The sequence below is a fragment of the Candidatus Marivariicella sp. genome, from assembly GCF_983056325.1.
Window position 1 is genome coordinate 103,457 of record NZ_CEZOWA010000001.1, and the last position, 13,848, is coordinate 117,304.

A 13,848-nucleotide genomic window follows, 5' to 3' on the forward strand; every position below is an offset into this window, starting at 1 on the left:
CCTTTTATCAAAATATATCTATACTTGGGGAGAACGATGAAAATATAAAAAACTTTAGATTAACCTTAATTCAAAAAGTTGGATATACTATCCTTAATTCTTGCTCTTTATTAGGAATAGAATCTCCCGAAAGAATGTAAGTTAAAACCATTTAAATTTTTTGAAAAATCTATTGATTTCGCTTCATGTAAATAAATTCTTTACATAACTTTATAAAATGTTTAATAATCTTAGTCAAAAATTTGATAAAGCTTTCCAGGTACTTAAAGGACAGGGAAAAATAACCGAAATAAATGTTGCAGCTACTCTTAAAGAAGTAAGGAGAGCACTTTTAGACGCAGATGTTAATTATAAAATAGCAAAAAATTTTACTGACTCGGTTAAATCAAAAGCCTTAGGGAGAGATGTTTTAACAAGTCTTAATCCAGGACAATTAATGGTTAAGATCCTTAAGGATGAGTTAACTGAGTTAATGGGGTCATCATCTGTCGATATAAATTTATCAATAAATCCGTCAGTGATTTTGATGTGTGGTCTTCAGGGTTCAGGTAAAACCACCTTTTCTGCTAAACTTGCTCAATATTTAAAATTAAAGAAATCCAAAAAACCACTCCTTGTTGCTTGTGACGTATATAGACCAGCTGCTATCGATCAACTTGAAATCCTGGCAAATCAAATTGAGATTCCCATTTATAAAAATATTGATTCAAAGGATCCAGTTACAATTGCTAAAGAAGCTATAGAATTTGCTAAAAACGAGAAACTTGATACAATAATAATTGATACTGCTGGAAGATTAGCTGTAGATGAAGTTTTGATGAAGGAAATTTCAGATATACATAAAACTGTTACTCCAAGTGAAACTCTTTTTGTTGTTGATTCAATGACGGGTCAAGATGCAGTAAATACTGCAAAATCATTTAATGACAAGTTAAATTTTGATGGTGTTGTTTTGACAAAACTAGATGGCGATACAAGAGGTGGAGCCGCTCTTTCAATCAGATATGTAGTTGATAAACCCATTAAGTTTATTGGAACAGGTGAGAAAATAGATGCTATTGATATTTTTTATCCTGAAAGAATGGCAGATAGGATTCTTGGTATGGGAGATGTTATTTCTCTAGTTGAGAGAGCCCAAGATCAATTTGACGAGAATCAAGCTCGAAAAATCAATAAAAAGATTGCTAAAAATAAATTTGGTTTTGACGACTTTCTAAGTCAAATAAATCAAATAAAAAAAATGGGGAGTATTAAAGATCTCGTTGGTATGATCCCTGGGGCAAATAAAATGCTAGGTGACGAAGAAATTGATGAAGACGCGTTTAAGAATATAGAAGTTATCATATCATCAATGACACCCAAAGAGCGTTCTTTTCCGGATCTTTTGAACTCTAGTAGAAAAAATAGAATTGCAAGTGGTTCAGGAAATGATATTTCTGAAGTAAACAAATTAATAAAACAATTTAATCAGATGAGTAAAATGATGAAAATGGTGCAAGGAGGAAAGGGAAAGCAAATGTTAAATATGTTTCAAAACCAGAAATAAAAAATGAAAATTTTAGATGGAAAAAATCTTTCGAATACAATTAAGCAAGAGATTAAAGAATCTGTTGATATAAGATTGACATCTGGAAAGAAACAGCCGCATCTTGCAGCTATCTTAGTTGGTGATGATGGAGCAAGTCTCACTTATGTTGGGAGCAAGGTCAGGTCTTGTGAACAAGTTGGTTTTAATTCAACGTTAATTCGATTAGAAGAATCAGTAACCGAAAGTACTCTTTTACATGAAATAAATAAACTGAATAAAAATAAAAATATTGATGGATATATAGTTCAGTTACCTTTACCGAAGCACATTAACGAAGAAAGAGTTTTGTTGGAAGTAGATCCCGAAAAAGATGTTGATGGATTTCATCCAACTAATTTTGGTAAAATGGTACTTGAACTTCCTTCTTTTATTCCTGCAACTCCATTTGGAATAATGGAAATGTTAAAACGATATAATATAAAAACTTCTGGTAAAAACTGCCTTGTTATTGGAAGAAGTAACATAGTTGGAAGACCCATAAGTATATTAATGAGTCAAAAAGGATCTTTTGGAAATGCCACCGTTACAGTTGCTCACAGTAGAACTGAGAATATCAAAGGCTTGAGTTTAAAGGCTGACATAATCATTTCTGCTTTAGGGATTCCAGAATTTTTAAAAGAAGATATGGTAAAGCAGGATGTTGTTATTATTGATGTAGGAATAACAAGAGTTATAGATAAGACCAAGCCTAAGGGTTATGTTATTAAAGGCGATGTGGATTTTCAAAATATGTCAAAAAAATCTAGCTATATCACACCAGTTCCGGGTGGTGTTGGTCCTATGACAATAGCTATGTTATTAAAAAATACTTTAACGGCATGCGAAAGAAAAGACTAGCTATTTTTTTCAAATGCTTGATAAATTCTTAAAATAGCAAGCCCAAAAAGTACGCTTGAAACAATTAAAAGAATATTAGTCAATCCTTTTGAAGCAAAAGATAATCTTATTAAAATTGTACAAATAACAAAACCAGTATTTCTTATAAGTTGACTGTATTTTTCTGTGTATTGAAAAGACAATAGTAAAATAAAAACATCTGCTAGAATAAGGATGGTGAAAAATTCATTATAAAATATAGAATTAATATCAGATATGCCAACACTTATATTTTCATTTAATAGATAAAGCTCATATATCCAATTAGATATACTATAAATTGACATAAATATTAGTAATGGTAAAAGAATTATACTCACTCCTTTTTTTGTACTTATAAATCTTTTAATAGTCTCACTAACTGGTCTTTTTTCAATTTTTTCTTTTCTAAAATTAAAAAGATATATTAAAAAATACAAAACTAATATTCCAACAAGATCATAAATTAACTGAAGGTTAGCAGAACTTTCTAACCAGTTCACATCAAGATTTATTTTTGGAATGTCATTAAAAATTTTCCTTATTACTATTAGCGAAATTATTTCGAATTGCTTTGATATTGCTGTAGTAAAGGATCTTGGTAAATAAAATATCAATAAATAAGTTTCATAAAATAGTATTATTGAAAATGGGGTATATATTGCAGAAATTGGATCCTTCAATAAATTTCCTGAAAACCCTAGATTTAAGAGATCATAATTATTTAAATAAATTAACAATAAGTGGATTGTGAATCCAATTATTGAGGTCCAGAGAATATACTTTTCAACAACTTTTCTGTTGGTATTAGAAAAAATATTATCAAAAGTTTTATCAAGAAAATTGAGCCAAGTCATATTTATTTTTCGAAAAGTTGATCCATGTTTTTAAAACTTTTAAATTCGAGAGCATTTCCTGATGGATCATAAAAAAATAGAGTTTTTTGTTCACCAGGTAAACCTTCAAATCTAAGATATGGAGAAATTATAAATTCAATTTCTTCTGATTTTTCTAACTTATTTGCAAAAACATCAAAATCATTCCAAGGAAGTACAACTCCAAAATGTGGGACTGGAACTGACTTGCCGTCAACTTCATTGTGATGTTTTTTTGATTTAGGAGTTGAGTCAACATGAACGACTAATTGATGACCAAAAAAATTATAATCTGCCCAATGATCACTTTTTCTTCCTGGTATACAGCCTAAAACATTTTCATAAAAATTAATGGCTTTTGAAAGGTCATTAACTGGAATTGCCAGATGGAACGGGGTTAATTTCATAGACTAAAGTTATATATTTTTTTGATGTGATCAATAACATTAGACTATCTTTGTTAACATGAATAATAACACTAATATTGATGGTTTAAATTCTGGTGAACTGCTCCCCCTTATGGAAGCTTTTTATACTATTCAAGGAGAGGGTTACCATAAAGGAAGTGCTGCATATTTCATTCGAATTGGTGGGTGCGATGTTGGTTGTCATTGGTGCGACGTCAAAGAAAGTTGGGATGCAAAACTACATCCGCCGACCCATATTATTGATATTGTAGAAGAAGCACATAAATCATCCAATACTATTGTAATAACAGGGGGAGAACCTCTAATGTGGAACATGGATCCTTTAACTGATTTGCTTAAAGAAAAAGGACTTCAAATTCACCTTGAAACTTCTGGTGCTCATGCAGTAAGTGGTAAATGGGACTGGTTTTGTCTTTCCCCAAAAAAAAATATAGAACCTAAAAATCACGCCTACGAAATTGCAGATGAATTAAAAGTTATAATTTACAATAAACACGATTTTAAATTTGCTGAAATTCAAGCAGAAAAAGTTAATGATAAGTGTAAGTTGTTTTTACAACCCGAGTGGAGTAAGAGAGAAAAAATAATTCCTGAAATAGTAAATTATGTAATGAAGAATACAAAATGGAAAGTATCTCTTCAGACCCATAAATACCTCAATATTCCTTAGTTATTCTTGCCAAATAATCATAATTCTGACCATCAATTATTTTCTCACATTTTAAGTTGGATTTTTTAGTTATTTCTTTTAGTTTCTCATAACCAACAAAAAGCCATGGGAAGCTTTCTTCTTGATTTCTATAATTTAAACTATAGCTAAGCTCTCCATAATATTTATCACCTCTTACCCATACACCTCCATCTTTATCTTTGTCAAAAAGATAAATTAAATCAGAGCTATCTAATAATATTTGACCATTTTCTTTAAGTAATGAAATGGAATGATCTAAAAGTAGTTTAAGCCTATTTATGGTTCCACATATACCAGCACCGTTCATTAAAAAAAGAATGGTGTCATATTTAAAATTATTATGATTGAAAAAGGATTTGTTTATAGTGTGTTTTAAACCAATGGATTTTGAAACTTCAACACACTTTTTAGAGACATCAATGGATGTAACTTTTATTTTTTTATTTTTTTGTAAATATAAACTATGGCAACCTGCACCCGAACCAACATCTAAAACTTCTCCTTCCGAAAGATCGAGAGCTTTTTTTTCTATAATGGGCATTTCATTATATTTTCTAAAAAAATAGTCACAACTTAAAGTTTCTTTATCTGTGTAACTGGTCCATGTAGTTAGTGGATCCATACTATTTTCAAAATGGTAATTATATATTGCATTTCCAAGTAGATCAATCATGTTAGGGATATATAAGATATTTTTTTCTTAATTTTTTATAATTTTCAAGTCCGGGTTCCCAACTTTTTCTAATTTGATCAATAGGTGTTTTATTTTTCAGTTGTCTTCTTAATTTATCTGTTCCTGCAATTCTTTCAAAACTATCTTTGAAAAAAATATAATTTTTTGGAAGTTTATTGAATGCATCAATTAACCAAGATAAATTTATTTCATTTTGTACTTCAATATTTTCTAGTGAAACACCAAAACACAAATCTCCATTCCATTTTGGATTTTTAGAACCAAAATTTGGAGACGGTCGAAATTCATATTCAGATTTTGGAAATTTTGGATGACCATATATTTGAAATTGTTTTTCAGTGCCTCTCCCAATACTTATTGTGGTTGGTTCAAGAAGGCATAGGCTTGGATAGAGAGATATTGACTGGCTATTTGGTAAATTGGGGGAAGGTCTGACCGGTAAAACATATTTAGTCTTATGAGTATAATTTTCAACTTTAATTATTTTCAATTCACATTTAAGATTCTTTCCAAGCCAATTTTCACCATTAATCATAGTAGCATATTCTCCTAATGTCATGCCGTGAACAATAGGTACAGGATGCATTCCGACAAATGTTTTAAACTTCATATCCAAAACTGGCCCATCTACATAGTGCCCATTTGGATTGGGCCTATCTAAAAGTAATAATGGAATATTAGCTTCTGCACAAGCCTGCATTACATAATGTAGTGTAGATAAAAATGTATAAAATCTTGCTCCTACATCTTGTAAATCGAATACAATCAGGTTTATGTTTTGCAGATGTTCAGGTAATGGTTTTTTAGTTTTACCATATAGAGAAACTATATTTAATCCTGTAGACTCGTCTTTACTATCCGGTAATAAATCCCCATCGTTTTGTTTTCCATAATATCCATGTTCTGGGGCAAATATTGTTTTGATTTTTATTTTATTTTCTACTAAAAAGTCAACTAAATGTTTAGAATTATCAATCATACTTGCTTTATGAGCTACAATTCCAATTGTTTTATTTTTCAAAAGCGGTAAATATTTCTCATATTGATCTGCACCCGTACGAATTTTATCTTGACAAAAACAAACAGAAAAACTAAAAATAAATACAAATAATAAAACCGTATTTTTGGGATATAAAGTCATAATAAATAAATTTTGGATATAACCTACTTATTAGCTAACCGAATAAGGCAATCTAATATTTCCAAAAGTAATGTTTCAGCTCGTATAATAAAAATTGCAATATTAGCTGTGACAATTGGAATTGCGTCTATACTTATTTCAATTGCTGCTGGAAGGGGTCTGCAAAAAGCAATTTCTAAGAAAACAGCAGCGTTTAATGGGCACATAGTCATATCTACCTTTGAAAACAATACCTCACAGGTTTCCGTAAATCCCTTTACGTTAGATAAACAATATTTCAAACTATTAAATGATTTAAATAATATTTACAGTTATCAAAAAGTTGCATATAAAGCAGGATTAATCAAGTTTATAGATGACTATGAAGGGATTATTTTTAAGGGTATAGATTCAAGTTTTAATCAATCAATTTTCTCAGAATTTCTTATAGAAGGGAGACTTCCTGACCTAGATGATATCAATAGTAACGAGATAATTATATCAAATTATACCGCAAAGAGATTAAATATAAGTCTGGGCGATGAACCTGTTGCATATTTTAAAAAAAACAATGCCCAAAAAATTCCCAATCAAAGAAAATTTAAAGTTGTTGGCTTGTATGAGTCTGATTTTTCTGATTTTGACGAAATTTATATTTTAGGAGGTTTGAATCAAATTAGGGTTTTGAATAATTGGTCTGTAGATGATGTGGGGGCAATTGAAGTTTTTCTTAAAAATAACGATGAAGATATATTTACGGCAAATGAATTATATAAATTTCTCCCATATGATATAGACGTTATTACTTTGAGGAGTAAGTTTAAAAACATCTTTCAATGGATCGCTCTTTTTGATTTAAATATTTTAATCATTTTAATCATAATGTTATTTGTTGGAGTTGTAAACATAGCAACTGCGCTTTTGATATTAATATTTGAGAGATCTTCTATGATTGGACTTCTTAAAACTATTGGAGCTTCTGACTACCAAATCCAAAAAATATTTTTATGGAATGGATTTCAAATTATACTCCAAGGAGTTTTGTTTGGTAACGGGCTTGCATTGGCCTTTTATTTTTCTCAAAAATATTTTAATTGGATAAAGCTAGACCCTACGATATATTATGTGAGTACAGCTCCAGTAGAATTAAATTTTTTTGAATGGTTTTTAACTAATTTAAGTATTATTTTTGTTTGTCTTTTATTACTTTACTTTCCAACAAAAATAATAAGTGGTATGTCTCCCAGTATAAATATTAGAAAACGTTAATAATAAAAATTGAAAAAAATATCAAATAATATTTTGGAAACTATTGGAAATACTCCCATGGTTAGACTCAATAATATAACATCTGAAATCCAAGCACAGGTTTTGGTTAAGTTAGAGTTTTTTAATCCAGGAGCTTCTACTAAAGACAGAATGGCAGTAAAAATGGTTGAGGATGCCGAAAAAAAAGGCCTCCTAAATCCGGGAGACACCATTATTGAAGGCACCTCTGGTAATACAGGAATGGGATTGGCGTTAGCAGCAATAGTAAAAGGCTATAAATTAATATGTGTCTCTACGGACAAACAGTCAAAAGAAAAATTTGATGTTCTCAGAGCGATGGGAGCAAAAGTGATTGTTTGTCCAACAGATGTTCCGGCTAGTGATTCTCAATCCTATTACAGTGTCTCTGCACGATTAGGAAAAGAAACACCGAATTCGTGGTATGTTAATCAATACGATAACCTATCCAATAGACAAGCTCATTACGAGCAAACCGGTCCTGAGATTTGGAGTCAAACAGATGGTAAAATCACACATTTTGTTGTTGGAGTTGGAACTGGAGGGACAATATCGGGAGTTGCAAAATTTTTAAAAGAAAAAAATCCAAACATAAAAATTTGGGGAATAGACACTTATGGTTCTGTATATAAAAAATATCATGAGACGGGAGTTTTTGACGAGAATGAAATTTATCCCTACAGTACCGAAGGAATTGGAGAAGACATTCTACCTAAGAATGTAGACTTCAGCTTGATTGATCATTTTGAAAAAGTAACAGATAAAGATGCGGCAGTTTATACAAGAAAGTTGGCGAAAGAAGAGGGTATTTTTGCTGGAAACTCATGTGGAGCTGCTATAAAGGGTGTTTTGCAATTAGAGAAAAAACTTAAAAAAGACGATCTAGTAGTAGTTTTAATTCATGACTCTGGGAGCCGCTATATTGGGAAAATATATAATGATGAATGGATGAAAAGTAAAAATTTTATTTAACTACAGACAAGTAATTTTTTTTATTTCCTGGGGTAAATTATCAAGATTAATTTTTTTATCTCTACTTGTAATATTATTGCGCGGAGTGTTTTTCGGTTTTTTAAAGTAGATTTTTGTTTTACTTTCATTTTCTTCAAACCACTTTTTAAAATTAGAAATTGGTTTACCCTTTATATCCCATCTTAATTCTTTAGAAATAATTAAACAATTCGGACCTTTTCCTAATCTATATATTTCTCCATTATTTACTGTAAAGTATTTAACTTCGGTGTATTGACTTGTTTTTTCATTAATATAATTCACTTGAAAAAAATCAAACTCTAAAGTCAAATTTTTAAAATTCGAAGGGGCAGAATTGTATATAATATCCTTGATCTCTTGTTTGGAATCTTTTACCGTATTTTCAATGGTAAGTCTCAGAAGTTGTTGATCATTTTTTTTTTCTAATCGGGAGCAGCCCACAAAAAAAATCACTAAAATCAATAAATAAAAGAGGAATTTCATATTAATGTAAAAATACAATATTATTAATAATAATGAATTCAGCGGTATTTAAGTCTTAATCCTTATCTAAATTGTGTATTTTTACTAAGTAATAAACCCTCCCTGATAATACTTTAATGAGTATTTCAACGTTTTATTGGGGACAGTATCGGTGAGAAAGATTTGAAAAGTTTATTTAAATACATATTTAGGTTAGGGTTTTTGGCATTTGTATTATGTCAAAACCTCCTGTATTCTCAATCCATACAATTTAATTCTTTTCAAGGAGTTGCCGTGCCTTCCCCTACAATATCTAATGTATGTCCAACATCATCGTATAGTTTTTCTGCTGTTTTAACAAATAATACAGGAGCTCAACTAAATGCATCGGCTGCTGAAATAAGAATAACTGTTTCAGGCGCAAATAATGCTGTTTATGTTTTAGATGCTCCAGGCGGTAATATTGCAAATTCAGCATCTTTTGCCGTTACGCAAACTATAAATATGATTAATCCTGGATCCAACAGTTTTGCTGTTGAGGTTTATTTAGATGCCTCACCAGGAACAATAATAGATTCAGATTTTGCAAATATCATTGTAAATCCAAATACTGTTTCAAATGATCTTCTCACTCCTAGTTTTTCCCAAGTTAATAGACAACAAATAGTTGAAATTGAATTAGGAAATATTGGGGCTGTCACTGGTGTTTCAACATCTACATTCACTGTGACTCTTAATACAGATTCCTTCCTCACAACGGTTGCTTCGGGTACAGTAAATTCAGTTGCTCAAGTTGCAACAGCCATTGCTGCTAATATTAATGCAAATACCAATTATGCCGCTGCAAATGTTGGGGATATAAATTCTAATAATAAAAATGTAATACGGATTACACGAGCACAGTCTGGAGTTGCTTTTAACTCATCTACAACAGAGTCATCCACAATGAGTTTTGGGCCCATAAGAATTACTGCAGGTTCAAAGTCTATTGATGTTTGTAGTGATCAACCTGTAGTTTTTAATTCCTCTGGAGGTATTGGAGCAAACGGATATAATTTTTTCATTAACAATGCAAGTGCTACTGGACAGCAGACTCCTCAGTCTTTTACGATGGCAAATCCAACAAATGGAGATATTGTCTTTGCAAGAGTTATAACATCAGGATCAGGAAGTTGCGTTAACCAAACTTTTCCTATTTCATTAAACGTAACACAAACCCCTGAAGATGCCGGTTCACCAATTGCAATTACTGGAACAGGTTTTTCGGCTTATAATCTGAATCAATCATGGAGAGTAAGTATTCAAGGTGCTTTAGACGCAGGAGACACCTATTCTATTACTACAACAGGAACAACTTATACTTCATCAAATACAAGAACCAGTGCCGCTGATGCAATTAGTGATTTAGTAACAGCACTTGCAAGTAGTGGATTTAACATAACTAATAATGGAGGGAGTGGAACAGATGCATCTTTAACTATAACTTCTCCACTTGCTGGAACCTCATTTTCTGTTTCAACGTCAAGAGCTGATGCAGACAGCGGAGCTTCAATTGGTGAGGTAATGTTAACAGCTAGTAAAGGTATAGTGGTATGTGAAGGTTCCACACAAGCAATAACAATTTCTGGAGCAACTTCCTATACTTTAAAGGATAAATTAGGAGGTCCAAGAACATTAAGTGGAGCTGTAGCATCAGTTAGTCATATTTCTAATTATGATGACGGTGAAATACTTGAATTCACAGGTTTCACAGGATCTGGAGCTGTAGGATGTTCTTCAACTCTTTATGTAACGGTTGAAGTAAATGGAATTTCAAATACCGGAACAATATCTTCAGATCAAACTGTTTGTTATGATGGAACTCCTGCTAATTTGACCGCAACTACTGCAACTCTTTCAGCAGTAGGAGCTGCTCTATCTTACAGATGGGAGAAATCCACAGACGGTGAAAACTACTCACCTGCCGGAGCTTCAACTCAAAATTATCAACCGCCATCAAATACTGTTTCCAGTACTCATTTCAGAAGAGTTGCTATAGCAACTCTTCATGGTGAGATATGTGAAAAAGCCAGCAACCCAATTTTTATTAAAGTTGAATCTCCTGAAAATATAAATTTAAGAGCTGGAAGCGATGCTACGCCAATCGCTTGTGCAGGGTCACCAATAACCGATATAGTTTTTGATTTAAGTGGTGGAACTGTAAGTGCAACCACAATTAGTCCATCAATTACTCTTCCGGCCGGTTTAAGTTTAAATCAAACTACAGCATTTCAAATAAATTCAGTTGATGTGACTTCCGGTGGACCTGGAACTTATAAATTATTTATAGACAGTAGATTTTATCTTTATACATCGTCGTCAACAGATAGAACAGTTATTAGAGATGGATTAATTTCAGCAATAAATAGTGATACATTAGTTTCTTTTACTGCCTCGACAAGTGGAACAACTGGATTAAATATAACTTCGAACGAACCGGGTTTAGCTTTTTCAGGAGTTACTCTTGGAGGAACAGGATCTTCTAGTATGACAACTAGTAATGTTCAACCAAATATTAATCGAATAACTATTGGTGGAACAATTGCTGTAAATGCCGCTCCAGGAGTATACTCATACACTGTATCAACCACGGGAGCTGTTGCATGTACAACTCATGATTCGGTCTCAGGAAGTATAACCGTCAATTCGGCTTCAACAGTTTCTTTGACATCCGCTGCAGGAACCGATAGTCAGGCGGTATGCGCTAATTCATCTATTACAAATATCACATATGATATTGGTGGAGGAGCAAGTGGAGCAAGTGTTACAACAACTTCAACTTTGCTTTTTGATGGATTACCTCAAGGCATAAGCGCTAGTTTTTCTTCAGGAGTACTTACTATTTCTGGAACTCCTACTTTAACTCCAGTTACCCAGACAACCTACACCTATTCAATAGTTACATCTGGAAATTCAGGCAGTTGTTCTGAAACCACAGTAAGTGGAACGATTTCTGTTGCTCCTGCTCAACAGATCACACCGGTATCTGTTCAATCCGTCCGAATTCAAGATGTATGTAATCCGTCTCTTGCTATTACCCCTATAATTTATAATATAACTGGCGCCTCAACCATAAGTCCTTCTACAGTTACAGTTACTGCTGCTCTTCCAGCGGGTCTTAGTGCAACACAAAAAGTACTCCCTGCCCAAGGAAACACTATCAATGTAACTGGAGCCGCTACTGGAACTCATAGTATCGCGATTAATGGTGAAGTATTCACTTTTGGTAGTGCAGCTAGTAGTACTGCTGAGCAGATTAGAAATGGTCTTATTGCTGCAATCAATGCAAGTAGTGCAATTGTTACTGCTAGTAATGGGGCTAGTTCTGGAGAATTAATTTTAACTGCTGATGTTGCAGGAGTTCCTTTTGAGGTAAACTTTGGAGGATATAGAGGAGTTGCAAATCTTTCCAATACAGTTACTACACCTAACACAAATCAAATTGAGATTACAGGAACACTAGCGGCTAGTGTTACCGCTGGAACGTATTCGTTTACTTTAAACACTTACGCAGGAGCAAGTCCTACGTGTGCTGTTTCTGATACGGAAATAGGCTCCGTAACTCTTAAAACATCTTCTACTCTTGCACTTACTTCTGCTGCTGCTACCGCTTCTCAGACAGTATGTGTAAACACTGCAATCACCTCTATCACTTATACTTATGGTGGCGGAGCAACCAATGCCACAGTTGCTAATCCAACAATGGTAGTCGATGGTTTACCAACAGGTGTAACTGCTACAGTTTCATCTCTTATAAAAACAATTACATTAGATGGAAGCCCAAGCGTTACGACTTCGTATACAACTACGTATAATTATATAGTTAGTAGTGTTGGATCTTCGGGATGTCCAGAAGTTGTTATGTATGGAAGTATTATTGTGGAACCAGAGGAACTGATTGTTCCTGTATCGTCTGCAGCGGTAAGAAATAATCAAAATTTATGCGTTGGAGATACAATTACAGATATAATATATGATATTAAAGGAAGTGCTTTAACGATAAGTCCATCACAACCTTTGTCTTTACCTCTTGGGATCAGTGCCGCTGAATCTAAAACACAACAATCCAACACGGTAACAATAACTGGAGCAGTAACAGGAACCTATATTGTGGGAGTAAACGGATCGGTTGTCTCTTACACTTATATTACAGGAAATACTAATCAAATAATTAGAACGGCATTAAAGAATGCAATAAATGGGGATGCAACAATAAATAATGTTGTACTTGCTGCTGATGTTGGAACAGATGCTTTATCAATAACAGCAAAAGTTAGTGGAACACCATTTAGTATTCAAATAGGGGGAAGCGCAGGGGCAGGTAATATGTCTAACGCAATAACAGCAGTCAATACCAATCGAATAACTATTGGTGGAACAATTGCTGTAAATGCTGCTCCAGGAGTATACTCATTTACTGTTTCTTCTACTGGGGCAGTTGTATGTACAGGAACAGATATTGAAATAGGAACAATTACAATTCCTTCCGCAACAGTTACACTAACTTCTGCGGCTCCAACTGAGAGTCAATCAGTATGTGTGAATTCAGCTATAACTCCTATTACCTACAGTGTCGTTGGTGCTACAGGAGCAAGTGAAGTAGCACCTACCTCATTAGTAGTTGATGGTTTACCTGCAGGTGTTACAGGTAATTACGCCGCGAATGTATTCACTATCTCTGGAACTCCTACCGTAACGGTGTTAACTGAAACTATTTTTACCTACACAATAAATACTACTGGAGCTTCTTGCGCTGAAGGTACAGTAAGTGGAACGATTTCTGTTGCTCCTGCTCAACAGATCACACCGGTATCTG

General features: G+C 33.0%; 11 protein-coding genes and 1 pseudogene. 7 read left to right on the forward strand and 5 right to left on the reverse strand.

What is annotated here, in order from left to right:
• The 3 genes from AC3ATN_RS00565 to AC3ATN_RS00575 all read left to right on the forward strand — a co-directional run.
• On the forward strand, positions 1-140 hold a 140-nt coding region (locus AC3ATN_RS00565), incomplete at its 5' end, for a DALR anticodon-binding domain-containing protein (protein ID WP_487531278.1).
• 77 nt (positions 141-217) lie between these two features.
• Positions 218-1,546: a signal recognition particle protein gene (gene ffh, locus AC3ATN_RS00570; RefSeq protein WP_487531246.1), complete on the forward strand. Its 1,329-nt coding sequence runs from the start codon at positions 218-220 to the stop codon at positions 1,544-1,546.
• 3 nt (positions 1,547-1,549) lie between these two features.
• Positions 1,550-2,425: a bifunctional 5,10-methylenetetrahydrofolate dehydrogenase/5,10-methenyltetrahydrofolate cyclohydrolase gene (locus AC3ATN_RS00575; protein WP_487531247.1), complete on the forward strand. Its 876-nt coding sequence runs from the start codon at positions 1,550-1,552 to the stop codon at positions 2,423-2,425.
• Here AC3ATN_RS00575 and AC3ATN_RS00580 read toward each other — a convergent pair.
• Both AC3ATN_RS00580 and AC3ATN_RS00585 read right to left on the reverse strand, forming a co-directional pair.
• The gene (locus AC3ATN_RS00580) at positions 2,422-3,300 is read right to left on the reverse strand and encodes a hypothetical protein (RefSeq protein ID WP_487531248.1); all 879 of its coding nucleotides are present in this window, start codon (positions 3,298-3,300) and stop codon (positions 2,422-2,424) included. The two genes, AC3ATN_RS00575 and AC3ATN_RS00580, sit on opposite strands and share 4 nt — an antisense overlap.
• A 2-nt stretch (positions 3,301-3,302) precedes the next feature.
• Entirely contained in the window at positions 3,303-3,725 is a 423-nt protein-coding gene (locus AC3ATN_RS00585; RefSeq protein WP_487531249.1) for a VOC family protein, read from the reverse strand.
• A 58-nt stretch (positions 3,726-3,783) separates the two neighbouring features.
• Between AC3ATN_RS00585 and AC3ATN_RS00590 the strand changes: the two genes are divergently transcribed.
• On the forward strand, positions 3,784-4,416 hold the full coding sequence (locus AC3ATN_RS00590; protein WP_487531250.1) for a 7-carboxy-7-deazaguanine synthase QueE: 633 nt from the start codon (positions 3,784-3,786) through the stop codon (positions 4,414-4,416).
• On the opposite strand, the gene AC3ATN_RS00595 is transcribed toward AC3ATN_RS00590, so the two are convergent.
• Together AC3ATN_RS00595 and AC3ATN_RS00600 are read right to left on the reverse strand one after the other, a co-directional pair.
• On the reverse strand, positions 4,403-5,110 hold the full coding sequence (locus tag AC3ATN_RS00595; RefSeq protein WP_487531251.1) for a methyltransferase: 708 nt from the start codon (positions 5,108-5,110) through the stop codon (positions 4,403-4,405). The genes AC3ATN_RS00590 and AC3ATN_RS00595 overlap by 14 nt on opposite strands.
• Before the next feature lies 1 nt (position 5,111).
• Positions 5,112-6,272, reverse strand: coding sequence for an exo-beta-N-acetylmuramidase NamZ family protein (locus tag AC3ATN_RS00600; RefSeq protein WP_487531252.1), 1,161 nt, complete (start codon positions 6,270-6,272; stop codon positions 5,112-5,114).
• A 12-nt stretch (positions 6,273-6,284) separates the two neighbouring features.
• On the opposite strand from AC3ATN_RS00600, the gene AC3ATN_RS00605 reads away from it, so the two are divergent.
• Both AC3ATN_RS00605 and AC3ATN_RS00610 read left to right on the forward strand, forming a co-directional pair.
• Positions 6,285-7,520, forward strand: coding sequence for an ABC transporter permease (locus AC3ATN_RS00605; protein WP_487531253.1), 1,236 nt, complete (start codon positions 6,285-6,287; stop codon positions 7,518-7,520).
• Positions 7,521-7,529: 9 nt separating this feature from the next.
• Positions 7,530-8,507: pseudogene (locus AC3ATN_RS00610) on the forward strand (PLP-dependent cysteine synthase family protein); the annotation flags it as partial.
• A 3-nt stretch (positions 8,508-8,510) separates the two neighbouring features.
• Here AC3ATN_RS00610 and AC3ATN_RS00615 read toward each other — a convergent pair.
• On the reverse strand, positions 8,511-9,014 hold the full coding sequence (locus tag AC3ATN_RS00615) for a hypothetical protein (RefSeq protein WP_487531254.1): 504 nt from the start codon (positions 9,012-9,014) through the stop codon (positions 8,511-8,513).
• A gap of 162 nt (positions 9,015-9,176) precedes the next feature.
• Between AC3ATN_RS00615 and AC3ATN_RS00620 the strand changes: the two genes are divergently transcribed.
• Positions 9,177-13,848 (forward strand): beta strand repeat-containing protein (locus tag AC3ATN_RS00620; RefSeq protein WP_487531255.1); only part of this gene is annotated, 4,672 nt, incomplete at its 3' end.